Source organism: Cryobacterium sp. BB307 (genome assembly GCF_012274275.1).
Lineage (GTDB): Bacteria > Actinomycetota > Actinomycetes > Actinomycetales > Microbacteriaceae > Terrimesophilobacter.
Map to the genome: position 1 here is coordinate 922,709 of NZ_JAANZA010000001.1, position 23,775 is coordinate 946,483.

Consider the following 23,775-nt stretch of genomic DNA (forward strand, 5'->3'; position numbering starts at 1 on the left):
GTGAATGATGGTCGACGTGGGGGCGTCGCCGGGGCACACTAACAGCAACGGCTCGTCCCAGGCGGCGGTCACGGCAAAGGACGTCGCCCGTCTTGCGGGCGTGCACCCGTCCACCGTCAGTCGCAGTTTGGACCCGGTGCAGCTGTCCCGGATCAGTTCGGCAACGCGCGCACGCGTCGTGGCTGCTGCAGAGACGCTTGGCTACCTTCCGCACTTCGCCGCGAGCAGCCTGCGCAGACAGCGGAGCATGTCGATCGGCGTCATCACACCCAGTTACGGCAACCCCATTTACGGTGAGCTGCTCCACGGGATCAGCGTCGAACTGGAACAGCAAGGCTACGTCGGCCTCATCGTCGAGAGCCCCGACGAGTCCAGAGCCCTGCCAACCGTGCTGGCGCGGCTTCGTGCGCGTCAGGTAGATGGGATCATCTGCGCTTCGGGGAGGAGGGCCGACGCGTCCGCGCTCAGGGAACTCAGAACCGCCGGCGTGCCACTAGTTCAGGTGCTTCGCTGGGTTGACGAAATAGGCGCGCCGGTGGTCGAGTGTGACGACGAGTTGGGCGCGGCTCTGGCTGCGCGGCACCTCCAGGAGACCGGTCACCAGATGGTCCTCGAACTGCCTGGGCCGCCAGACAATATCAACTTCCGCCGCCGCTCGCAGGGCTTCGCCGCAACCCTCGCTGGGTCGCGCAGGACTCACCTTCGAAAACACGATGTCGTGGCGGAGGCGCCAAGCACCGAAGAGGGCAAGCGGATGATGCGCTCGTTGATCGACGCGGGAGCGCTCGAGGGGGTCAGTGCGGTCTTCGCACACAATGACCTCTTGGCCATCGGCGCGATCGACGCCATCGAAGAAGCTGGCCTGCACTGTCCGCGGGACGTGTCAGTGATCGGCTACAACGACAACCCGCTGACTGATCACTTGAGTCCGGCACTGACGACCATCCGGCTGCCGAGCGCCGAGATGGGTCGGCTGGCTGCCCGTCGGATGCTGCAGGAGATCAGCGGCGATTCAGACCTGCCGAGCGAGATCTCCCTGCCGCCTGAGCTGGTAGTCCGCGCCTCTACTCGGCCGCGTCCCTCATAGCGGCGCTCTACCGGCTGGGATCGATCAGGATCTTCCCCTGGACCGTTCCCGCCGCGAGCTCATCGAGCGCACTCGGCACCGCATCCAGTGACCGCACCGAGTCCAGCATTTCGCTGGCCACGTTTCCGGATGCGAGGATCTCGAGCGCATCCGGGATGTCAACCGGAGTCACCAGCGCGTTCGTCGTTTCAAGGGTGATCTCGCGCAGCACGATGGCATGCGGGTCGAACTCGAGCGGCTTTGCCGACATCCCGACGGCCAGTACGCGACCGCCGGTTCGGCAGTAGCCGAAGCAGGCGATGAGCAAGCCGGGTGCGCCACTGGCCTCGATGACAACGTCGAATCCTTCCGCTTCCGGTTCACCGCCGGTGCGAGTGTTGAGCACCTCGTCCGCGCCAATACGTCGAGCTCGTTCGAGCTTCACGTCGTCGATGTCCGAGACCGTGATGTGCAGGTCGGGGATGATGTGACGGAGCCCGGCGACCACGAAACTGCCGATCGCCCCTGCACCGGTCACGAGCACGCGGTCGCCCGCAACGGCTCCCGCGCGGCGTGCGGCATGCAACCCGACCGCGAGAGGCTGGGCCAGCCCTGCGGCGTCGACAGCGAGGCCATCCGGGACCGGAACCAGGTTCGCGACCGGCGAGACGACGAACTCGGCGTGACCACCGTCCACCTGCAGTCCGAGCGTGTAGAGGCGCTCGCAGACGTTGATTCGCCCCTGGCGGCAATTGCGGCACTCATTGCAGAAGATCTGCGCGCCGCTTGCCACGATCATTCCGGGCTCCAGGCCGCTGCCATCGGGAGCAGTGACAACCTCGGCCACGATCTCATGCCCGGGAATCATCGGGCCCTTGTGGTGTGAGTGCGGGTGCTCGTGCTCGAGCGGAATCATGATCGGACCGCTCGTCCACTCGGAGACGTCGGTCCCGCACAGGCCGGAGCGGAGGACGCGCAGCAGTGCCTGGTCGTCTGCGGGCGTCGGCACCGGCACGTCCTCAATCCGGATGTCCCGCTGCCCGTAGAAGACAGCCGCACGCATCGTGCTCCCGGCGGAGTTCACCATTGATTTCGCCTTTCTGACCCACACCAATGTTCACTGACACTGTACACGGGTCGGAACTGCGGAGCGGGGGCTAGCCGCCGGTGGCGCCTCCCTCACCCTTTCGGTACTGGTAGGGGTTGCTCAGGATCTCTGCCTCTGGGATCTCCGGATGCATGCCCGCCTGCCACGCTTCGTCACCGAGTTCTCGGTGCAGATACTCGACAGTGTTCTCCAGCTTCGATCGCACCCCAGGCAGGTCACCTGCGATGAGCCTTCCGTCGAACTTCACGACCTCACCGCCGACCAACACGGTGTGCACGTCGCCGCGTCCGGCTTGGTAGACGAGGTGACCGTACGGGTTCACGATCGGGGTCATGGTGGGCGAGTAATCGTTCTTGATCAGCACGACGTCAGCGAGCTTGCCGCGTTCCAGACTGCCGACCTCGTCCAGCTTGCCGATCGCGCGCGCGCCGCCGCGCGTCGCCCAGTCGACCACTTCTTCGACCCGGATGGTGGCGTGAGTGACGGTCTCGCCGGTCTGGTGTGCGATGTAGTGCTCGAGCGCCCGGTCCGCGCCGACCGTCGTGCGCATCGCCGAGAACATGTCCGAGCTGAACCACACGCTGGTGTCGATCGACAGCGACGCGGGGATGCCGTGCTTCCGCAGCGCCGCCGCGGGCGGGTAGCCCTGCCCGCACGTCTGCTCGCTCTCGGTCGCGAGCGACACCGTGCCACCGGTGGCAGCGATCTTCTGGTACGACTCGTCGCTCAGGGTTGCCGCGTGAACGTATACGTAGCCGGGTTGCATCGCACCGTTGTCGTACATGCGCTCGATGCCGGTGTCGTTGGTTGCGCCCCACACACCGGCGTGGGTCGTCACGGCTACCCCCAGTTCCCGTGCGGTCTGGAAGGCCGGCGCCTCGGGGAAGCCAGGGTCGCCGGGGACGTCGAACGCGATCTGCGCTCCGAACATCCTGGAGTCGTCGCGCGCCTTCTCGATGATTCGACGGACGGCGGCATCCTGAGTCCACTCCCAGGGCGCGACCGCGAGATTGCCGTACGCGAGCACAAAGCGGCCAGGCGAGCTCGCAAGCGAGTCGAAGGCAGCCTCACCGTGTTCCGGCGTGCGCAGACCATGCGACCAATCCACGCTCGTCGTGACCCCGGACTCGAGTGCGTCGAGTGCCGACACCAGATTGCCTGCAGCGACATCCTCGGGGCGGAACTTCATGCCGTGCTCGAGGTAGTACCAGACGAAGTACTGGGTCAGAGTCCAGTCGGCGCCGTACCCACGCATGGCGGTCTGCCACATGTGCCGATGGGTGTCGATCATGCCGGGCATCAGGATGCCGCCGGCCGCGTCGATCTCGTAGGCGCCGTCGGGTGCAGGCAGACCGGGGCCGACTTCGGCGATTCGGCCGTCGACGACGAGTACGTCACCGTTCGGGATGATGGTGTGTGAGGCATCCATGGTGAGGACGATGCCGTTGCGGAAGATAATGGGTTGACCCGCTTGAGGCCTAGGGCGGTCGGACATGTGCGGCTCTCCTTATAGATAGCTCGCGTGCGCTTGAGTTGCGCAAGCGATCCGCGAGCGCGCCGTCGGCGGCTCGGCCGATGTAGCACTAGCATGGCTCAACTGGGCAGGAATGGGAACGGATCCACCGCAATGACGCGACGCACCACGATCGACGATGTCGCCAGGCTCGCCGACGTGCACAAGGCGACGGTGTCGCGGGCGCTCAACCCCCGAACCGAGCATCAGATCGGTCGAGAAACGGTTGAGCGTGTGCGCGCGGCCGCCGACAAGCTGGGCTACATACCGAACGCGATGGCGCGTGGCTTGCGCACGGCGAACTCGATGACCATCGGCGTCATCCTGCCCGATCTGACCAACCCGTTGTTCCCTCCCATGGTTCGCGGCATCGAGGACTACCTCGAGCCGCGTGGTTACACCGCGCTGCTGGCAAACACTGACGACAATGAGGCCGCGGAGACCGCGGCGATCGGCTCATTGCTCGCCCGCCGTGTTGACGGGCTCATCGTCGCGTCGGGACACAGCGACTTTGCTGCATTGGCCGAGGCGCGCGACGCCGGGGTGCATGCCGTATTGCTGAACCGCGACGCCGGAGGAGTGCGCTTTCCGCTCGTGGGTGGTGACGACGCGAACGGAATCCGCGAGGCTATGGCGCACCTCACCGACCTCGGCCACCGCGAAATCGTGCACATCGCTGGACCCGAACGGCTGTCGACCAGCGTCACGCGGCGGGAAGCGTTCGAGGCAGCGTGCGCCGCGAGGCCCGATGTCATCGGCCGCATAGTCGAGGTCCCGTCGCTCACTATCGCATCCGGTTTCGAAGCGATGACCGCAATTCTGGGGGCAGGCGGAAAGCGACCGACAGCCATCGTTGCGGGCAATGACCTCATCGCGCTCGGCGTGCTGCGATCGCTCCGCGCGCACGGATTGTCCTGCCCGGACGACGCGTCAGTGGTGGGCTTCAACGACATGTTGTTCGCCGAGGACTTCACCCCGCCGCTCACAACCGTTAGGGTCCCGACACTGCAGATGGGCAGGGAGGCGGCGAGGCTGCTGCTTGACATCATCCAGAGCGGCGAGCAGCCAACCGCCGATGTGAGGCTTCCCGTTTCGCTCGTGGTGCGGGGATCGACGGCACCCGTCAGACCTTGACATTCCCGTGCAGAGACACTTTACTTTTGTAAAGTAGCACTGAACACTCGACCGGACGGAGCCGTCCGAGACCCGACCCAGTGCGAAGCCGCATGCGCATGATGCGGCGGCCAGGAAGGGGACGCGCATGGCGAGGTTTGTTGTCCGTCGCGCTGACGAAGCGCAGTACCTGTCGCCCGGCCCGCTCGCGCCGGAGGCGGTCGGGATGACCCGCTGGCGCGCTGTCGGGGAGCAGGACGGAGCCGCACACACCGACTTCGGTCTCACCCGACTGGAGCCAGGCGGGTCCACCGCTACCCACGTGCACTCCTTCGAGGAGAGCTTCCACCTGATCGAGGGCGAGGTGATCCTCGCCACGCCCGAAGCGACCGTTCACCTGGTCGCGGGCGACTACGGCATCATCCCGATCGGCGTTCCCCACGCGTGGCGCGCGATCGGCGACACCGTCGCGGTCTGGTCCGACCTGTTCACCCCGCCCGCGCGAGAGCGCTACGGCTCGGACACCTACCGGGTGCCTGAGCTGCCCGTCATCGACCCGGTGCGGGTTGATGCGCGTGATCCGCGGACGCGCTCGTTTGGCAACATCACCACAGAGCACATGAACCCGGGCAAGCAGTCGCAGGAGCTCCTCGCGGTCTCCGGCAGCATGCGCACGGCACTGCTCGTCTACACCGGCATCTCGCTCAAGATGATGGTCGACTCCGACCTGGGCGCGACCCTCGGCACGCTGTTCATGGTGCAGTACGAACCCGAAGGCAAGGCCGGTCCGCACGACCACCCGCTCGAGGAGGCGTATCTGATCCTCGACGGAGAGGTCGCCTCGACCTTCGACGGCGAGGAGTTCCTGCTCCGGCCAGGTGACATCGCCTGGGCAGGCGTCGGCTGCGTCCACTCCTTCGCCGCGACAGGTGCCCAGGTGCGCTGGCTCGAGACGCAGGCGCCGCAGATGCCGGCCCGCCATGCCTACCGCTTCGTGCGGGATTGGGACTACCTGAAGGATCAACTGGAGGAAGAGCTGTGACCGACCGCACCATTCTCATCGTTGGGGGTTCAGCCGGAATCGGCCTCGAACTCGCGAAGGACCTGATCGCCGGCGGCGACCGGGTGATCGTCACGAGCCGAAGCCAGGACACCGCGGATGCCGTGGCATCCGAGCTAGGGGACCGCGCTACCGGCGTCACCGTCGACCTGTCTGAGCCCGAGCAGATCGCCGCGCGGCTTGCCAGTGTCGGCAAGCTCGACGGAGTGGTGCTGACCGCGATCGAGCGCGACGCCAACACCGTTCGTGACTACGACATCGACCGTGCTCGCCGGCTCATCACCCTCAAGCTCATCGGTTACACCGAAACCATTCACACGTTGCTCGACCGGCTCGAGCCGACCGTCGACACCGGCATCGTGCTGTTCGGAGGACGCGCGAAGGATGCCCCGTATCCAGGTTCGACGACCGTGTCGACCATCAACGGCGGGGTCGACGGGCTCATGAACACCCTCGCGCTCGAGCTCGCGCCCATCCGCGTCAACTCGCTCCACCCGGGCATCATCGGCGACAGCCCGTTTTGGGCAGCCAAGCCCGAGGCGGTCGCCGGCTACGAGAAGCGCACACCCGGTGGGCAGCTCGCAACGATGGCGGACATCGTCGACGCGGCCAAGTTCCTGCTGTTCAACCGCGGCGTCTCTGCGCACAGCCTCAACGTCGACCGCGGCTGGCGCATCACCTAATTGACCCGACTCAACCAGCGTCCTCCCGGGCGCGCATCACAGGCAAGGAGAATGCGATGAGTATCGCGACACGAGGCAATATGGGCGTCGACTGGGAAGCCCGCGTCGACTTCAACCGGCTGCGCGAGGAGCGGCTCGCGAGCCTGCGCGCTGAGCTCGAGCGTTCGTCGCTCGGTGCCCTCCTGGCGTTCGATTTCGGCAACATCCGGTACGCCTCCGCCACCCACATCGGCACGTGGGCGATGGACAAACTCATCCGGTTCTGCCTGGTGACCCGCAACTCGGACCCGATCGTCTGGGACTTCGGGTCGGCCGCGAAGCACCACGACCTGTTCAACCCGTGGCTGCACGAGACGCACCTCGAGGCGGATGCCGACCCGCACGCACCGCACCACGGTGCCACCCGGCCGCGCCTGGAGTCGGGTGCGCGCGCCGGGATCTCCACGCTGCGCGGTGCTTTCCCGCCCGGGGCCGGCATAGCGGAGGAGGTCGCCCGCAAGGTCAAGCGCGAGCTCGAAAAGTTCGGTCTGCTGAACGAGCCGCTCGGCGTCGACATTGTCGAGTTGCCGATCCTGTTCGCGCTGCAGGCCGAAGGCATCCAGGTCGTCGACGGGCAGCAGGTGTTCCTCGAGGCGCGTCGCATCAAGACCGAGGACGAGATCACCCTGCTCACCACCGCGGCCTCGATGGTGGACGCCGCTTACGACCAGCTGTACGAGTTCCTACGCCCCGGCGTGCGGGAGAACGAGTGCGTCGGGCTCGTCGCCAAGGCGCTGTACGACCAGGGCTCCGAATACGTCGAGGGCGTTAACGCCATCTCGGGCGAGCGCTGCGCGCCGCACCCGCACGTGTATTCGGATCGCGCTGTGCGCCCGGGCGACCCCGCGTTCTTCGACATCCTGCACTCGTTCAACGGCTACCGGACGTGCTACTACCGCACCTTCGCGGTGGGGTCGGCGAGTCGAGCGCAGGTCGACGCGTACAAGCGCGCTCGCGAGTACATGGACGTCGCCATCGCAGCGGTCCGCCCCGGTGCGACAACCGCCGACATCGTGAGCCTGTGGCCGAAGGCCCAGGAGTTCGGGTTCCCGGATGAAGAGGCGGCGTTCGCGCTCCAGTACGGCCACGGCGTCGGGCTGTCGATCTGGGAGAAGCCGATCTTCTCCCGGTTGACGTCGCTCGATCACCCGGAGCCGCTCGAAGAGGGCATGGTGTTCGCGCTCGAGACCTACTGGCCAGCAGCCGATGGCTGGGGCGCCGCACGCATCGAGGAGGAAGTCGTCGTGACCGCCGACGGATGCGAGGTCATCACCAAGTTCCCCGCCGAGGACCTGCTCGTCGCCGGTGGCGGGCGCTACTTCACGGTGAACGGGCCGCTGCCCGGCGTGCGCGATTCGCAGTCGCACCTGAACACGCCCGAGGGACGCGGCGAGACCACCAGCTGATAAGGAACTTCAATGGGCAGGATGCTGCCGGCGGGCATCATCCTGCCCTTCGCCGTTTTCTGGCAGACCTTCGATCGCTCACTCGTGCTGCCGCTCGTCCCGGTGGTGGCGCGAGAGTTCGGGACCTCGATCGCGGCAGCCGGTTCGGCGATCACGCTGCACGCGCTCGCCTACGCGATCCTGCCGCTGCTGTGGGGTCCGCTCTCGACCCGGTGGGGTCGCGTCCGGGTACTGACGGTGTCGACCGCGATCGGTGCGATTGCGAGTTTGGCGAGTGCCGTGGCACCGGACATCGTGACGTTCGTCATCGCGCGTGCGCTGGCGGGCATTGCATTCGCGGCGACGTTCCCCGCGGTGCTGGTGTACTTCGGCGACACCGTGCCGCTCGGCCGACGCTCGGCCGCGATGTCCAACCTCGCGACAGCCGCCGCCTTGGGTATCGCCGCGGGGGTCCTCGGCGCGGGGGCGATGGCGGAATGGACCTCCTGGCGGTTCATCTTCGGCGGCTTCGCGGTTGTCGCTGCCCTGCTGGTCCCCGCGCTCGCGACACTGCCTCCGGCCGGTGACCACCGGGGAGAGCGGGTGCGCTCGCAGCTGGCGAGTCTGGTGCGCAACCGGTGGGCGCTGTGGCTGTACACGCTCACCGCGCTGGAGGGGTTCCTGCTCATCGGCGTCTTCAACCTGCTGCCGGTGGTGCTGCAGCAGACCGGCGAGGGCGTGTTCGTGTCGGGGCTCGTAACCGCGTCGTTCGGTGTCGCGGTCGTCGTTGTCAGCCAACTCATGAAGCTCGTCGTCGGACGAACCCCGGCGTGGCTGCTCATGCTTGCGGCCGGTGTGACGGCGGTCGCGGCGTTCGCGGTGATGGTGGCCGGGGTGTCGCTGCTTGCGGTGCTCATCGGCGCGACATTCATCGGCGTCGCGTGGGCGCTCGGTCACACGACCCTGCAGACCTGGATGACGGATGCTGCGGCCGACGCGCGTGCGCTGGGCATGACATTCTTCGCGATCTCGCTCATGGCGGGCGCATCGCTTGGTGCCGCGGCCGGGACCATGGCCGCGGACCAGCATGCATTCGGATCTCTTTTCGCCATCTCGCTCGCCGGTGCCGTGGTATTCGGCGTCGCCGGCACACTGTCGAGGGCCCGCTACCGCCCCGCGGCAGAGCGCACCCCATGGTGAGTAGACAGGGTTGTGTACAGTGACAGTTCATGTCAATGTGCAGTCCGACTTGACACTTGCGCAATCGGTTGCTTGACTCTCCGAAACAAGTAATTCCCTGGCCCGACCCCGACGATGTGGAAGGTTTGAGAACCCGGTGTTCACACCCGTATTCCTGGCCGAGCAGACGCTCAACGGACTGAGCTTCGGCGCGCTGCTCTTCTTGCTGGCCAGCGGCCTCACGCTCGTATTCGGCCTCATGCGTATCGTCAACCTGGCGCATGGGGCGTTCTACATGATCGGCGGGTATCTCGGCGTCGTCGTCGCAGGCCTGACCGGCAACCTCCTGCTCGCGGTGCTCACCGGCGTGGTCGTCGTCGCGGTGACGGCCTTTATCGTCGAGGTCGTGCTCCTGCGCTTCGTCCGTGGCCAGGAACTGCCAGAGGTGCTGCTCACAGTCGGCGTCTCATTCGTCATCGCTGACCTGTGCCTGGCGATCTTCGGCGGCGACCCGCACTCGTTGCCGTCGTCGGCCGGAATCCAGGGATCCATGACCGTTGGCGACCTGACCTACCCGTGGTACCGCATCTTCGTCATCGGCATCGCAATCGCTATCGGGATCGCGCTCATCGTGATTCAGAACCGCACACGCATCGGCGCGGTCGTGCGTGCGGGTGTCGACGACCGCGAGATCATCTCGGCGATGGGCGTGAACATCGGCTGGGTCTTCACCGGCATGTTCGTCGTCGGTGCCGCCCTCGCGGCGATCGGCGGCACCATCGGCGCCGGTGTCCGCAGCATCGCTCCGGGCATCCAGGATGAGGTGCTTTTGTATGCGCTCGTCGTCGTCATCATCGGCGGCCTCGGCAGCGTGACCGGAGCAGCCGTCGGCAGCGTGCTCATCGGCCTGATCGACGCGTTCGCCAAGGCCTGGATCCCTGAGCTGTCGTACTTCACCATCTTCGCGCCGATGGCGCTCGTGCTCGTGCTCCGGCCGACCGGACTGTTCGGGAGGACAACATGACCCGCACCCGCGCCATCAGCGGCGGCGCGATCGTCGCGCTGCTCGCCGTCGCCGTCGCCCTCCCGTACATCGGAGCCACGTCGTACGTCATCTCTCTCGTCTCGACGATCCTCATCGCCGGAATGCTCGCCTCGAGCCTCAACTTCCTCATCGGCGACGCAGGGATGGCGTCACTCGGGCACGGCGCGATTGCCGCGGCCTCCGCCTATGGCGCTGGGTGGGCGTCGAAGCAGGGCCTGGATCCTGGAACGCAGGTGCTCATCGCGCTCGGCATCACCCTCGTCGTGTCGTTCATGTACGGCATCCTGTCGATGCGCACGAGCGGAATCTACTTCCTCATGGTCACGCTCGCGCTCGGCATGGTCGTCTACGGTTTGGCCTTCCGCTGGTCGCAGGTGACGGGCGGAGAGAACGGGATATCCGGCATCAAGCGCCCGGAGTTCATCGGCGAGTGGTGGACCTTCTACTACTTCCTGGTGGGCGCGTTCGTCCTCACGACTGCGCTGCTCGCGGTTGTCAGCCGCTCGCCGTTCGGCGCGAGCCTGCGCGGCATCCGTGACAGCGAGACGCGCATGCGCAGCCTCGGCTACTCTGTGCCCGCCTACCGCCTCGGCGCGTTCATGATCTCGGGTACGGTAGCGGGCTTCGCCGGACTGCTTTCGGTCTGGCTCACCCACTTCGTGAGCCCTTCGACGGCTGGCGTGCACAAGTCGGTGCTGCTCATCGTCATGGTCATCCTCGGTGGCGTCGGCACGGTGTTCGGGCCGCTGATCGGCGCTGCGGTCGTCGTTCTGGTCGAGAACGTGCTCTCCAACGAGGTTGAGCGCTGGCCAACCGTGCTCGGCCTGATCTTCATCCTCGTGATCCTGTTCGCACGTGCGGGCATTGTCGGCAGCTTCAACAAGCTCATTGGGCGCTTGAAGCGGCGGGCAACCAGCACCCCAAGTCCGCCAGCTGAAGCAGAGCTGGTCACACCGTCCGGCGCACCCGTGTCCGAACGCAATCACACCGCATAAGAAAGGAAACCCGATGATGTCAAAGAAGATGTCGCCTCGAGGGCGCTGGTCCGCGATCGTCGGCCTCGGTGCCGCAGCGGCGCTCGCTCTCACAGCATGCGCGCCCCCTGGGGCAAGCCCGTCCGGGGACGACGCGAACGAGGACACCAGCACCCTGAAGGTCGGTTACATCTCGCCGATCACGGGCAACTTCGCCATCGCCGGTCAGGAGATGGTGGATGGCTGGAACCTCTACTGGGAGGTCAACGGCGACGAAGTCAACGGCGTGACCGTCGAGACGGTCGTCGAAGACGACGCGGGCAACCCCGAGGTCTCGCTCACCAAGGCGAAGAAGCTCGTCGAGCTCGACGAGGTCGACGTCGTAGTCGGTCCGCTGCTGGCCAACACTGCGCTAGCGGTCGCGGCCTACACCTCCAGCGTCGGCGTTCCGAACCTGCACCCGGTCGCCGCAGCAGACGACCTGACCCAGCGGTCCGCGAACGACTTCACGGTGCGCACCGGATCGATGTCCGCATCGCAGATGCACTTCCCGGGCGGCGTCTGGGCCGGCGATGAGGGCTACAAGACGGCCGTCACCCTGTGCCCCGACTACGCGTTCGGCTGGGAATCCTGCGCAGGCTTCAAGCAGGGCTTCGAGCAGAACGGCGGTGAGGTCACCGCGCAGTACTGGTACCCGAACGGCACGTCCGACTTCTCCACCTACGTGTCCCAGATCCGCGCAGCGGGAGCGGACATCGCGTTCGTGACCACTGCAGGTGGCGCGCCCGGCCCGGACTTCCTGAAGAGCTTCATGGGTCTCGGCCTCGGTGACACGCAGGACCTGCTGATGAACTGCTGCTCGCTCGACCAGGCGACCCTGCGTGCGCTCGGTGACGACGTCCTGGGCTTCCACTCGGTCAGCAACTGGGCCGAGGGTCGCGACAGCGACGTTGTGCGCGAGTTCAACGATGCCTACGGCGCCAAGTTCGACGGAAAGATCCCGTCGCTGAACGTGGCCGGCGGCTACATGACCGCGAGCCTGGTTGCCAAGGTGCTGGAACAGCACGGCTACGTGAGCGGCGACGACCTGGTTGCGGCGATCTCGTCCCTCACCGTCGAGGACAGCATCCTCGGCGCGGTGTCGTTCGACAAGTACCACAACCCCATCGCTCCGGTCTACATCCGCGAGGTGCAGGAGATCGACGGCAAGCTGTACAACGTGCCGATCAAGACCTTCGACGCGGTGGACCAGTGGCTGGGCAAGACCCCTGAAGAGGTTCTCGCCCACGAGTCCTACTCGCAGAGCTTCCAGGGCTAATGAGTAACGCGACGATGTCGGCGACGGTCCCGGGCCCGCAAGGGTCCGGGGCCGGCGCCCCCGCGCTCGTCATCTCCGGGCTCGGGAAGCGTTACGGCGGCGTACAGGCCGTCGATGAGATTTCGCTCGAGCTGGGACCGAACGAGCGCATCGGGGTGATCGGACCGAACGGTGCTGGCAAGACCACGCTGTTCAAGATGATCGCCGGCGACGTCGCTCCCACCACAGGAACGGTCGAGCTGTTCGGAAACGACGTGACGCGCACCGGCACGGCACGTCGTGCCCGGATGGGGGTCGGCCGCACGTTCCAGGTATCCAACCTGTTCCGTGACATGTCGGTGATCGACAACGTGCGTGTTGCCGCCCGCGGTGGCAGCAGCAAGGCGCGCATCTTCTGGTGGCCTCAAATGCCGACCGACGATGTGTCGCAGCGCGCGGGGGAGGCGCTGGAGTCCGTCGGTCTCATCGACCGCCGCGACGACCAGGTGTCGGATCTGTCGCACGGCGAGCAGAGGCAGCTGGAGATCGCAATGGCCCTCGCCAGCGAGCCGAAACTGCTGCTCCTCGACGAACCGGCGGCGGGACTCTCAGCCGCGGAGCGGACGACGCTGAGGCAGCTGATCGAAGAGCTGCCGCGGACGTTGCCCATCCTCCTCATCGAGCACGATATGACCCTCGCCCTCGGGCTCACCGACCGGGTCATGTGCATGGAGAACGGCCGTCACGTCGTGACCGGTACCCCTGACGAGGTCCGCGAGCACGAGACGGTCAAGGAGATCTACCTCGGAAGGCGTGACAAGAAGTGACTTTGGACGTGACGGGCCTGCACGTCGGCTACGCGACGGCGAAGGTGCTCCACGGCGTCGACCTCACGGTCGGCCGTGGGGAGAGCATCGCCCTGCTCGGGCGCAACGGCATGGGCAAGACCACCCTGGTCCGAGCGATCTGCGGGCTGCGTCCTCCGACGATCACGGCGGGCTCGATCAAGTACGACGGCGTCGACATCTCCCGGAAGACCAGCTTCCAGGTGTCGAGGGCGGGTATCGCCCTGGTTCCGCAGGGTCGGCGGGTGTTCGGCTCGCTCACCACTTACGAGAACCTCACGGTCGTGCCGCGGCGCCGCGCTGCGTCCAAGGATGACCCATGGACGGTTGAGCGGGTTTTCGACTTCTTCCCACGGCTCGCCGAGCGGTCGAAGTCCATGGCCCGGTCGCTGTCCGGGGGCGAGCAGCAGATGCTCGCAATCGGCCGTGCGCTGATGACCAACCCGAGCCTGCTCATCATGGATGAGCCGAGTGAGGGGCTCGCGCCCAGCGTGCTGGATGTCATCCAGGACCGGCTGGCCGGTTTGAGCGCGTCGGGACTCTCCATCCTGATCGCGGAGCAGAACGTCGACCTCGCGCTCGACATCGCCAGCAGGGTCGTCGTGATCGACGACTCGGGCACGATCGCCTGGAACGGCAGCTCGGACGCGCTTCGCTCTGACAGTGCCGCGCTCGAACAGCACCTGAGTATCTGACAGGAGCGAGAGGGATGTCGATGCCAGCGCCGACCGGAAGCATTCCGGTGGTGGATCTCGTGCTCCGCGGGGGACGGATCTCCACCTTCGCCGACCCAGAACAGGGTGCGCGCGAGGTGGAGGCGATCGCCGTCGCCGGTGGCCGCGTGGTCGCGGTTGGCAGCGACGCCGAGCTGGCTGCACACGCGGAACTGGCTGAACGGGTCATCGAACTCGACGGTCGTCGCGTCATCCCCGGCCTCAACGACTCCCACATCCACGCGGTCCGCGGTGGGGTGTCCTGGACGCGTACCGTCCATTGGGAAGACGTGCGGTCGATCGGCGACGGGTTGGAGCTCATCCGTAAGGACGCGGCCCGCCGCGGCCCGGGCGAGTGGGTCAGCGTCGTCGGCGGCTGGCACTCCTCGCAACTCGCCGAGGGTCGCGCCCCGACCAGGGCAGAGCTTGATGCCGTCGCACCAGACAACCCGGTGTACGTCCAGGAGCTCTACGACCTCGGTGTGCTGAACAGCGCGGGCCTTGCGGTCTGCGGCTGGACCGACTCCTCCGACGACCCGGCGCGCGGTCGGCTCGACCGCGACGATGACGGCCGACTCACCGGCCGAATCCACGGTGTCGGGGCGTTCTCGGTTCCGCTCGCGGTCGCGCTCGACGCCGACGCGGCCGAGTCGGAAGACGGCGTGCGCGCGATGTTCGCGGCGTTCGCCCGGCACGGCCTGACCGGTGTTGTGGACGGCGGCGGGCTGCTGGTGACCCCACGCGACTACGACCCGATCTACGCGGTGTGGCGTCGCGGCGAACTCGACGTCCGCGCTCGGATCTTCCTGTCCGCCTGGACCCGCGGCGGTGAGGTCGCCGACATCGAGCAGCTCACGGCTCTCCTGCAGCCGGAGAGCGGTGACGGCATGCTCCGTATCGCAGGCATCGGCGAGATCCCGCATCTCGGCTGCCACGACATGGAGGGCCTCGACCCGTTCACCCTGACCGACCAGTCCCATGCGGAGCTGGTGGAGATCGTGCGGCTGTGTGCCGAGCGGGGCTGGCGCATGAGCATCCACGCTGTCCTCGACTACACCCTCGGCCGGATCCTCGACGCGTGGGAGCGGGTCGAGGAGGAGACCGGCCTGGTCGCGGGCCGTGGGTTCTCGATCGTGCACGCCGACGAGGCCTCCCGAGACAACCTTGGGCGGCTCGCGCGGCTGGGGGCGGGAGTGCTCGTGCAGAGCCGCCTCGTTCTCAAGGGCTCCGACTACGTCGCCGTGTGGGGTGAGGAAGCCACCACGGCAGCGCCGCCCATCGGCGACCTGCGGGAGCTGGGCATCCCCGTCGGCGGCGGAACGGATGCGACCCGCGCCAACTGGTTCTCGCCGTGGTCGGCGATCTGGTGGCTCGTCACGGGCGGCACGCTGGACGGTGTCGGCATCCGCGGTGAGCGGCACCGGATGTCCCGCGAGCAGGCGATCGCCGCGTACACGCGAGATGCTGCCTGGTTCACCGGTGAGACCGGCCATCGCGGCCGGCTGCTGCCCGGCTACGACGCGGACCTGTGCGTGCCAACTCTCGATCCTTTCGCATGCTCGGATGACGAGCTCCGCGACATCCTCAGCGACCTCACCGTCATGGACGGTCGCATCACCCACGACTCCGGCGCACTCGCCGCGAATCGATAGAACCACCGAAGCTGGAGGCAGACATGACTGAAATCCCCGCGCCGCGCCGAGTCGGCAACGCTGACATCATCCACCACGAGGGCTATGACGACTCGATCGTCAGCCCATTCGTGCCCGCGATCCGCACCGTCTCCAACGCTCGGCTCGTGTTCATCAGCGGGGTGACCGGCGCGCCGGTCTACCATGACCACCCGCACGTCGCCGAGGTATTCGATGCGATGCCGATGGACGCGCAGGGACAGGTCACCAACGCCTTCGACCACCTCGACCAGGCGCTCAAGGCTGCAGGATGCGAGCGGCACGATGTCGTCAACATGATCAGGTTCTTCTCGAACATCGACGAGGACCAGGACGTGGTCAACAAGCACCAGAAGGAGTGGTTCGGCGGTCACATCCCGACGAGCACGACCGTCGAGGTGGTGCGCTTTGCGACCGACCCGCGCTTGCGCTTCGAGTTCCACGTCGTCGCTGCCGCTCCGGCTTCCTGAGCCCGCCGAATTCGTACTACAGTTCCAAACACGCTTATATCCGCAATCGATTGCACCGCCACTCCGGCGGGACGCACCACACCTGAGGGAGTACTTGAAATGACTGAGACCAAACCCACCGTCGGATGGATCGGTGCCGGCCGTATGGGTTACCAGCTGGCCAAGCGCCTGCTGGACGCCGGCTACGACGTTGCCGTCTACAACCGCACGCGGGCCAAGGCTGAGCCGCTCACCGAATTCGGCGCCACGATCGTGGACCACCCCGTCGAGCTGGCCGGTCGCGACATCGTCTTCAGCATGGTGTCAGCGCCGAAGGACCTCGAGCAGGTCATGCTCGGCGAGAACGGCCTGCTCACCGACACCGAGCGTGCCCCGAAGATCATCGGAGACGCGTCCACGGTGTCCGTCGAGGTGAGCGAGAAGGTCCGCGCCGTCGCCGAGTCCCGCGGCACCGGGTTCCTGGCCACGCCGGTCTCCGGCAACCCGAAGGTGATCGCGGTGGGCAAGCTCACCGTCGCCGCCTCCGGCCCGCGCGAGGTCTTCGACGTCGCCGAGCCGCTGCTTGCGACCTGGGGCCGCGGCGTCACCTATGTCGGTGAGGGCGAGGTCGCACGCATCGTCAAGATCGCGCACAACGTGTTCCTCGGCGTCGTCATCCAGTCGATGGCGGAGATCACCGTGCTGGCTGAGAAGGCGGGCGTGAAGCGTGAGGACTTCCTGTCGTTCCTCAACGACTCGGTCATGGGTTCGGTGTTCTCGCAGTACAAGACGCCGGCGCTCGTGAACCTGGACTTCACCCCGACGTTCACCAACGTGCTGCTGCAGAAGGACTTCGACCTCGGCCTCGAGGCCGCACACGAGCTGGGTGTCGTCATGCCGGTTGCGAGTGTCACCCGCAACCTCGTCGCCCAGGAGGTCGGCAACGGCAATGTCGATCAGGACTTCGCGTCGCTCATCCTGACCGTTGCCGGCGGCTCTGGCCTCGACATCAAGTCCGAGAACGCTCAGGTGAGCGACGGCCTCGAGGTCGAGTGATGGGAGCGCACCACGGTCACGGCGGCAGCCGGGCGTTCGAGCGCCCGGTCTCCCGCCCGGCCGGGGTGCGCCCACTCGGCGCCCCCGGTCAGAATGCGGTCGACTACGAGCACCGCGTCGACTTCGATCGACTCCGGGACTACCGGCTCTCGCGTGCGAAGGCGGCACTGGAGGCGAGCGAGTGCGGGGCGTTCCTGCTGTTCGACTTCTACAACATCCGGTACACGACGCAAACCTGGATCGGCGGAGCGCTCGGCGACAAGATGATCCGCTACGCGCTGCTCATGCGTGGCCATGAGCCGATCCTCTGGGACTTCGGGTCGGCGGTGAAGCACCACAAGCTCTACTCCGACTGGGTGCCCGACGAGAACTACCGGGCCGGCTTCCTCGGCTTCAAGGGTGCTGTCGCGCCCGAGGGCGGCGCGGGACTCATGGTCGACGCGGTGGCGGAGATCAAGTCGCTGCTCACCGAGGCCGGGTTGGCGGATGCGCCGCTCGGCATCGACATCGTCGAGCCGCCGTTCCTGTTCGAACTGGAGAGGCAGGGCATCCGGATCGCGGATGCGCAGCAGCCGATGCTCGATGCGCGCGTGATTAAGAACCAGGACGAGATCATGCTGCTCAACCAGGCAGCAGCGATGGTCGACGGCGTCTATCAGGACATCGTCGACGCGCTCAAGCCCGGCGTGCGGGAGAACGAGATCGTCGCGCTCGCCAACAAGCGGCTGTACGAGTACGGCAGCGACCAGGTGGAGGCTATCAACGCGATCTCGGGGGAGCGGTGCAACCCGCACCCCCACAACTTCACCGATCGCATCATCCGCCCCGGAGACCAGGCGTTCTTCGACATCATCCACTCGTTCAACGGCTACCGCACGTGCTACTACCGCACGTTCGGTGTCGGTTGGGCGACCGAGAGTCAGCGCGACGCATACAAGCAGGCGCGCGAGTGGATGGATGCCGCGCTCGACGCGCTGCGACCGGGTGTCGGGACCGACCAGGTGGCGCAGGTGCTGCCGAAGGCAGAGGAGTTCGGGTTCGAGAATGAGCTCGCGGCGTTCGGACTGCAGTTCGCGCACGGCCTCGGACTCGGCCTGCACGAGAGGCCGATCATCTCGCGGCTCAACTCGATGAAGGATCCGGTGGAGTTGAAGGCGGGCATGGTCTTCGCGATGGAGACCTACTGCCCGGCCTCGGACGGCTCTTCGGCGGCGCGGATCGAGGAGGAGGTCGTGGTGACCGATTACGGCATCGAGGTCCTCACCAAGTTCCCCGCGCAGGAACTGTTCGTCGCCAACCCGTACTGATCCCGATGATCACCGTGGAGCGGCTGCACACGAGCCGAATAAGCCTGAACGCCCGGGTCGCCGGGAAGGGCGAGCTCGTGCTGCTGCTCCACGGGATCACCGCCGGTGCGGTCGTCTGGGATCCGGTGATCGCCGAACTTGCGCGTGATCACCGCGTTGTCGCGATCGACCAGCGGGGGCACGGCAGCTCGGAGCATCCGGACACCGGGTACACGGCCGACGACTATGTCGCCGACGTCGCGGCGGTGCTCGACGAGCTCGGACCGGCCCGCGCGGTCGTTGGCCATTCGCTGGGCGGGCGCAACGCGATCTTGGCGGGCGCGGCGATGCCGGAGCGCATCCGGGCGGTCGTCTCCGTCGATTACGCAGCCACGATCGAGAAGGGAGTCTTCGACTCCCTGCGAACCGCGCGGGGCGCGGGTGAGGGTGCGCTCCCGGATGCCGACAGTGTGCGCAGCGCCATCCGCGCGCGCTCGGCGCTGCTCCCGGATGACGCGGTCGAGCGTCGCGCCGAGCACCTGTTCGCCGCGGCTGATGGCGGCTACCGGCCACTGGCGTCCGCGGCGGCGATCACTCAAACGCTCGAGACCATGGATGTCGATTTGGCACCGGCGCTTGGTGGCAGCACGGTCCCGATGCTGCTGATCCGCGGAAGCCGGAGCCCGTTCCTGAGCGAGGCGGCCTTCATTCGGAGCCTGTGGCTGCGTCACGACCTCTTCGGCGCAGTGGTGGCCGGCGCCGACCACTTCGTCCCTGAAGAGCGGCCGGCGGAGGTCACCCGGCTGATCCGTCAGTTCATCGCGAGAAACTGAACCGCGGGCCGTGTCAGAGCTCGTAGTCCACGACAGCCTTGTCGCGGCTCACGCGCGGGATCACGTTCTGCAGCACCCGGACATGCTCCGGATGCGCCTGGTACGCCGCAAGCGCCTCCCACGAGTCGTGCTCGCTCACAAGTGCCGCGTGCCAGTGGAAGTCGATTCCGCTGCCATCGGCCACGATCCGCAGCGATCGCACGCCGGGGATCACCTCGGCGAGCGGTTCGAGCGCGCCCGCGAGTTCGGCCACGCCATCCGCTCGGGCGGCCTCGTCGTCGCCGGCCATCTTGAATAGGACAATGTGACGGATCATCTGCGCTCCACGGCTGGTTTCGGTGAACACTGTTCAGTGGCACGATACATTGAGTACGCACGGCTTGCGATGGGGAGGCCGGTGGGAGAGGACACGCGATGAATGCGGAACTAGGGCGACGGATACGGGAAGCCCGGCTCGCTCAAGGACTTAGCCTTCGCGCGACCGCGGCGCACGCCTCCGTCTCGCCGAGTCTGCTCTCCCAGGTCGAGACCGGCAAGGTCCAGCCGTCGGTGAGCACCCTCTACGCGATCGTCACCTTCCTCGGTCTGTCGGTTGACGACCTGCTCGACAACAAGCCGACGCCCGGAAGTCGTGGGAAGCCTCAGGGCGGCAAGCCCGTGCAGCACGGTGCTGACGCTCCCGTAATCGTGATGGAGAACGGCGTGACCTGGCAGCGCCTGGCCGTCATGGAGGCCGCCGGCGGCGTTGCCGGGGTGCTCGCCACCTACCAGCCGGGCGGCGCGAGTTCCGTGGACGAGTCGCATATGCGCCACGAGGGCGTCGAGTATGGCTACCTGATCGAAGGCGAGCTCACTCTCAAGCTCGACTTCGAGACGTACGTTCTGCGCGCGGGGGATTCCCTCTGCTTCGATTCGCGTCGGCCTCACTTCTACATCAACCGCACCGATTCGGTCGCCAGGGGCGTCTGGTACGTCGTCGGCGGAGTCGGCGCTGCACACGACCCGGGCGAGGTGCGAACGGCGGTCGACGTTCTCGATGCCATGAGCCGGATGCCGGTCGGTGGGGCAAGCGAGCGGTGAACGACTTGCAGTGGGATGTGATCGGCAACCGGGTGCGATCAGCTCGCGTCGCGGCTGGGATTTCAGCGCGCGAACTCGCACGCCGCATCGGCGTTTCTCCCAGCCACGTATCGCAAGTCGAGCGAGGCATCGGCGCGTTCAGCGTCCCAGCCCTGTACGCGGCCGCACGCGAGATCGACATCTCGCTGCACGACCTGTTCGACCCGCCGCAGGAGGCTCCGCCGGCGCCCGCGCCGGCAACGCTGCAAGACCTCGACGCCGACGGCGTGGTCCAGCGGGCCGGGCAGCACCCGACGATCCAGTTGAGCGACGGCCCCCGGTGGAGCCGGCTCAACGTGGCAGCGGAAGCGGATGCCGAATTCCTCGAGGTCATCTACCAGCCAGGGACCAGAGTCCTGCCCGACTACATCCGGCACGAGGGTCGGGAGTACGGGATCGTCATCTCGGGCGCCCTGGACGTCGAGGTCGACGGCGTGCGAACGACCCTGAACGCGGGCGACTCGATCGTGTTCGACTCGCAGCGCCCGCACCGGTTCTGGAACGAGTCAGAGGCAGAGGTGCGCGCCATCTGGTTCGTTCGCGACAGCGAACCAGGTGACGCGGCACCTCACGCCTGAGCTCAGCCCTTCCAGATGCTCTTCAGGTTGGTGAACTCGCGCAGCCCCTCCGCGGACAGTTCCCGACCGACACCGGAGTCCTTGACTCCGCCGAACGGCAGCTCCGGGTAGGAGATCGACATGCCGTTGACGAACACGGCGCCCGCGTCGAGGCCGCGGACGAAGAACGCCTCGTCGTCCTCATCCTGCGTCCAGACCGCCGAACTCAAGCCGAAGGTCGTGTCGTTGGCGACGCGCAGCGCGTCCTCAGCGTCACTCGCGCGGTACACCGCGGCCACCGGCCCGAATGCCTCCTCGGCGTACAGGCGCATGTCCTCGGTGATGCCGGTGATCACGGTGGGCGGGTAGAACCAGCCCGGACCGTCCAACGGCGCGCCACCGGTGGTGACCGTCGCCCCCTTGGCGGCGGCGTCCTCAACGAGTTCGGCGAGCTCTTCGCGACCGGATGCGGTCGCGAGCGGACCGACATCCGTGCCGTCGTCGAACGGGTCGCCGACAGTGAGCGCGGCCATCGCGGCGGTGAACTTCTGCACGAACGCGTCGTAGACATCCGTGTGCACGATGAAGCGCTTCGCGTTGATGCACGCCTGGCCGTTGTTGGCCGTGCGGGAGGCCACTGCGGTCGCGACCGCCTTATCCAGGTCGGCGCTCGGCATCACGATGAAGGGGTCGGAACCGCCCAGCTCGAGCACGACGTGCTTCACCTCGGAGCCGGCGATGGACGCCAGCGATCGCCCGGCTGGCTCGGAGCCGGTGAGCGTCGTCGCGACCACCCGGCGGTCGCGCAGCACACCCTCGACCCGCGATGCCGGAATCAGCAGCGACCGGAGCGCACCCTCGGGGAACCCGGCCCGCTCGAACAGCGTGTCAAGGTACAGCGCGGCCTGCGGGACGTTGGAGGCGTGCTTGAGCAGCGCGGTGTTGCCGGCCATGAGCGCGGGCGCCGCGAACCGGATCACCTGCCAGATCGGGTAGTTCCACGGCATCACCGCGAGCACGACGCCGATCGGCTCGTGCCGGGTGTATGCGACCGAGGCGCCGACGACGCTCGGGTCCTCAAGTGACCGGCCGGTGAGGAATTCCTCGGCGTGCGCGGCGTAGAACCGCATGGTGTTGGCCGACTTGCGCACCTCGCCGCGCGCCTGCACGATCGTTTTGCCCATCTCGGTGGTGAGCATCCGGGCCGCGCTCTCGACTTCGGCTTCCAGCAGGTCGGCTGCCGCCCGCATCCAGTCGGCGCGCGATGCGATGGTGGTCGACTTCAGGGCACGGAAGGCCGAGTGCGCTTGCTCGATCCTGGCATCCACCTCCGCTTCGCTGTGCGCGTCGAACTCCTGCTCGACGACCCCTGTCGTCGGGTTGATGGTCGCGATGGCCATGTGGCTGCCTTTCGTTGTTGTCTGCGCGTCAGCGCGCGGTGATGGATTCGAACAGTTCCGGATGCCGGGAGAGCTGGCGCCTGGTGCGGCGGATGTGCCCGGCGAGCACCCGACCGGCGTCCTCGATGTCGCCGTCGGCCAGCGAGGAGACGATGAGGTGGTGCTCGTCGTGCACGATCCTCCTGGCATCGCCGCCGATCGAGCGGGTGTAGGCGCGGCGATACGGCTGGGTGGTGTTCCACAGCTTGACCACCAGCTCGCCGAGCTGTGACGTCTGGGCTCCCGCGTAGGAGCCGAGATGGAACTCGCGGTCGAGTTCGAGGAAGCGGTCGACGTCGTCGGTTGCCGCCATCTCGGTCGCCAGCGCGCCGAGGCGCTCGATGTCGGCCGCCTCGAGGGCCGGCGCGGAATAGCTCAACAGCAGGGGTTCGAGCGCCTCGCGCATCCGGTAGATCTCGTCGCACTCGGCGAGCGTGAGGGTTGAGACCCACGCGCCCGTGTTGGCGACCAGCCGCACCAGGCCGTCGTGCTCGAGGATGCGCAGCGCCTCCCTGGCCGGCACTCGACTGGCCCCGAACTGCTCGGCGACATCGACCTGGCGAATGCGCGTGCCGGGCGGGTAGTGCCCGCGCAGGATCTGCTCCCGGATCCGCTCTGCGATCCGGGCGCCGGCGTCGCCGTCCCTGGTGGCGCGCTCTGTCGTCGACATGCTTCGCGCGCCGCTCACTCTGCCGGCCGTGCCGGATGCCACAGCAGCCGGTTGGCCGTGCCCTCGTACGCCTTGCCGTCCGGGAAGCTGACCAACTCGAACTGCATGCCCCACGGGCTGCGGAAGTAGACCCAGCGCTGACCCTCGGATGCCCCAGCGCTCAGCACCGGTTCACCCATCACCTCAACGCCGCGCGAGCGCAGGAAGTCGACCGCAGCATCCATGTCATCGACGTAGATGGCCAGATGGTGCCCGCCGATGTCACTGTTGCTCGGGGGAACGGATGCCTGATCGTCGGCCGCGTCGTACTGGAACAGTTCGATGTTGCTGCCGTTGCCGAGGCGCAGGAAGCGGATCTCGCGGATGACGGTGCGCGGGTGCACACCCAACTGCACCTGCATCCAGTCGTCATCGTCCGAGCGCTTCGCTCCGAGCGTGTAGACAGGTTCGGCTCCGAGGATCTCGACGAAGAACTCTTGCGCCTCGTCGAGGTCCGGCACGGTGAAGCCGATGTGATCGGTGCCGCGCATTCCGGGTAGGCCGTGATTCGACATCGGTCCCCTCCTTCATTGGATTGCATCCATCATGCGGCATTTTTTGCCTGAGTGGGAGCATATCTGCGGTTTTCGTGGTGTAATTGCATCCAATCAACGTTCTTTGTTGGGTGAACCAGATG

Annotated in this window: 24 protein-coding genes; 18 read left to right on the forward strand and 6 right to left on the reverse strand. The window is 66.9% G+C overall.

The window, feature by feature from the left end:
* Positions 1-4 precede the first annotated feature (4 nt).
* Positions 5-1,087 (forward strand): LacI family DNA-binding transcriptional regulator, encoded by a 1,083-nt coding sequence (locus HGK58_RS04555; RefSeq protein WP_168626322.1) that lies wholly within the window; start codon positions 5-7, stop codon positions 1,085-1,087.
* 7 nt (positions 1,088-1,094) lie between these two features.
* Here HGK58_RS04555 and HGK58_RS04560 read toward each other — a convergent pair whose 3' ends face one another.
* Both HGK58_RS04560 and HGK58_RS04565 read right to left on the reverse strand, forming a co-directional pair.
* On the reverse strand, positions 1,095-2,153 hold the full coding sequence (locus HGK58_RS04560; RefSeq protein ID WP_210422598.1) for an alcohol dehydrogenase catalytic domain-containing protein: 1,059 nt from the start codon (positions 2,151-2,153) through the stop codon (positions 1,095-1,097).
* A gap of 70 nt (positions 2,154-2,223) precedes the next feature.
* Positions 2,224-3,603 carry an amidohydrolase family protein gene (locus HGK58_RS04565; RefSeq protein ID WP_210422599.1) on the reverse strand — a complete coding sequence of 460 codons (1,380 nt, stop codon included), beginning with the start codon at positions 3,601-3,603 and terminating at the stop codon, positions 2,224-2,226.
* A 198-nt stretch (positions 3,604-3,801) separates the two neighbouring features.
* On the opposite strand from HGK58_RS04565, the gene HGK58_RS04570 reads away from it, so the two are divergent.
* The 15 genes from HGK58_RS04570 (at position 3,802) to HGK58_RS04640 (ending at position 19,314) form a co-directional block, all read left to right on the forward strand.
* Complete coding sequence (locus tag HGK58_RS04570) at positions 3,802-4,821, forward strand: LacI family DNA-binding transcriptional regulator (protein ID WP_168626324.1); 1,020 nt, start codon at positions 3,802-3,804, stop codon at positions 4,819-4,821.
* A gap of 127 nt (positions 4,822-4,948) precedes the next feature.
* Positions 4,949-5,842, forward strand: coding sequence for a cupin domain-containing protein (locus tag HGK58_RS04575; protein ID WP_168626325.1), 894 nt, complete (start codon positions 4,949-4,951; stop codon positions 5,840-5,842).
* Positions 5,839-6,543, forward strand: a complete 705-nt coding sequence (locus HGK58_RS04580) for an SDR family NAD(P)-dependent oxidoreductase (protein WP_168626326.1) — start codon at positions 5,839-5,841, stop codon at positions 6,541-6,543. Before HGK58_RS04575 ends, HGK58_RS04580 begins: the two co-directional genes overlap by 4 nt.
* 56 nt (positions 6,544-6,599) lie before the next feature.
* Positions 6,600-7,988, forward strand: a complete 1,389-nt coding sequence (locus HGK58_RS04585) for a Xaa-Pro peptidase family protein (RefSeq protein ID WP_168626327.1) — start codon at positions 6,600-6,602, stop codon at positions 7,986-7,988.
* 12 nt (positions 7,989-8,000) lie between these two features.
* Positions 8,001-9,167: an MFS transporter gene (locus HGK58_RS04590; RefSeq protein ID WP_168626328.1), complete on the forward strand. Its 1,167-nt coding sequence runs from the start codon at positions 8,001-8,003 to the stop codon at positions 9,165-9,167.
* A 136-nt stretch (positions 9,168-9,303) separates the two neighbouring features.
* Positions 9,304-10,170 (forward strand): branched-chain amino acid ABC transporter permease, encoded by an 867-nt coding sequence (locus tag HGK58_RS04595; RefSeq protein WP_168626329.1) that lies wholly within the window; start codon positions 9,304-9,306, stop codon positions 10,168-10,170.
* Entirely contained in the window at positions 10,167-11,186 is a 1,020-nt protein-coding gene (locus HGK58_RS04600; RefSeq protein ID WP_168626330.1) for a branched-chain amino acid ABC transporter permease, read from the forward strand. The genes HGK58_RS04595 and HGK58_RS04600 overlap by 4 nt, the downstream gene beginning before the upstream one ends.
* A gap of 16 nt (positions 11,187-11,202) precedes the next feature.
* On the forward strand, positions 11,203-12,483 hold the full coding sequence (locus HGK58_RS04605; protein ID WP_168626331.1) for an ABC transporter substrate-binding protein: 1,281 nt from the start codon (positions 11,203-11,205) through the stop codon (positions 12,481-12,483).
* Between the two features lie 14 nt (positions 12,484-12,497).
* Positions 12,498-13,289 (forward strand): ABC transporter ATP-binding protein, encoded by a 792-nt coding sequence (locus tag HGK58_RS04610; RefSeq protein ID WP_168626332.1) that lies wholly within the window; start codon positions 12,498-12,500, stop codon positions 13,287-13,289.
* Between the two features lie 8 nt (positions 13,290-13,297).
* Positions 13,298-14,002, forward strand: coding sequence for an ABC transporter ATP-binding protein (locus HGK58_RS04615; protein ID WP_349236162.1), 705 nt, complete (start codon positions 13,298-13,300; stop codon positions 14,000-14,002).
* A gap of 20 nt (positions 14,003-14,022) precedes the next feature.
* Positions 14,023-15,672, forward strand: a complete 1,650-nt coding sequence (locus tag HGK58_RS04620; RefSeq protein WP_168626334.1) for an amidohydrolase — start codon at positions 14,023-14,025, stop codon at positions 15,670-15,672.
* 23 nt (positions 15,673-15,695) lie between these two features.
* The gene (locus HGK58_RS04625) at positions 15,696-16,160 is read left to right on the forward strand and encodes a Rid family hydrolase (protein WP_168626335.1); all 465 of its coding nucleotides are present in this window, start codon (positions 15,696-15,698) and stop codon (positions 16,158-16,160) included.
* A gap of 99 nt (positions 16,161-16,259) precedes the next feature.
* On the forward strand, positions 16,260-17,195 hold the full coding sequence (locus HGK58_RS04630; protein ID WP_168626336.1) for an NAD(P)-dependent oxidoreductase: 936 nt from the start codon (positions 16,260-16,262) through the stop codon (positions 17,193-17,195).
* Entirely contained in the window at positions 17,195-18,502 is a 1,308-nt protein-coding gene (locus HGK58_RS04635; protein ID WP_168626337.1) for a Xaa-Pro peptidase family protein, read from the forward strand. The genes HGK58_RS04630 and HGK58_RS04635 overlap by 1 nt, the downstream gene beginning before the upstream one ends.
* Positions 18,503-18,507: 5 nt before the next feature.
* The gene (locus HGK58_RS04640) at positions 18,508-19,314 is read left to right on the forward strand and encodes an alpha/beta hydrolase (protein ID WP_168626338.1); all 807 of its coding nucleotides are present in this window, start codon (positions 18,508-18,510) and stop codon (positions 19,312-19,314) included.
* Between the two features lie 13 nt (positions 19,315-19,327).
* Here the strand turns inward: HGK58_RS04640 and HGK58_RS04645 are convergent, their stop codons facing one another.
* On the reverse strand, positions 19,328-19,630 hold the full coding sequence (locus HGK58_RS04645) for a Dabb family protein (protein WP_168626339.1): 303 nt from the start codon (positions 19,628-19,630) through the stop codon (positions 19,328-19,330).
* A gap of 98 nt (positions 19,631-19,728) precedes the next feature.
* On the opposite strand from HGK58_RS04645, the gene HGK58_RS04650 reads away from it, so the two are divergent.
* The gene (locus HGK58_RS04650; protein WP_168626340.1) at positions 19,729-20,394 is read left to right on the forward strand and encodes a cupin domain-containing protein; all 666 of its coding nucleotides are present in this window, start codon (positions 19,729-19,731) and stop codon (positions 20,392-20,394) included.
* The gene (locus HGK58_RS04655; protein ID WP_168626341.1) at positions 20,391-21,011 is read left to right on the forward strand and encodes an XRE family transcriptional regulator; all 621 of its coding nucleotides are present in this window, start codon (positions 20,391-20,393) and stop codon (positions 21,009-21,011) included. The genes HGK58_RS04650 and HGK58_RS04655 overlap by 4 nt, the downstream gene beginning before the upstream one ends.
* A gap of 2 nt (positions 21,012-21,013) precedes the next feature.
* Here the strand turns inward: HGK58_RS04655 and HGK58_RS04660 are convergent, their stop codons facing one another.
* From HGK58_RS04660 to HGK58_RS04670, 3 genes are read right to left on the reverse strand one after another with little or no spacing between them, the layout of a single operon-like run.
* The gene (locus HGK58_RS04660; RefSeq protein WP_168626342.1) at positions 21,014-22,390 is read right to left on the reverse strand and encodes an NADP-dependent succinic semialdehyde dehydrogenase; all 1,377 of its coding nucleotides are present in this window, start codon (positions 22,388-22,390) and stop codon (positions 21,014-21,016) included.
* Between the two features lie 28 nt (positions 22,391-22,418).
* Positions 22,419-23,099: a GntR family transcriptional regulator gene (locus tag HGK58_RS04665; protein WP_168626343.1), complete on the reverse strand. Its 681-nt coding sequence runs from the start codon at positions 23,097-23,099 to the stop codon at positions 22,419-22,421.
* Positions 23,100-23,113: 14 nt separating this feature from the next.
* Entirely contained in the window at positions 23,114-23,653 is a 540-nt protein-coding gene (locus HGK58_RS04670) for a VOC family protein (RefSeq protein WP_168626344.1), read from the reverse strand.
* Positions 23,654-23,775 lie beyond the last annotated feature (122 nt).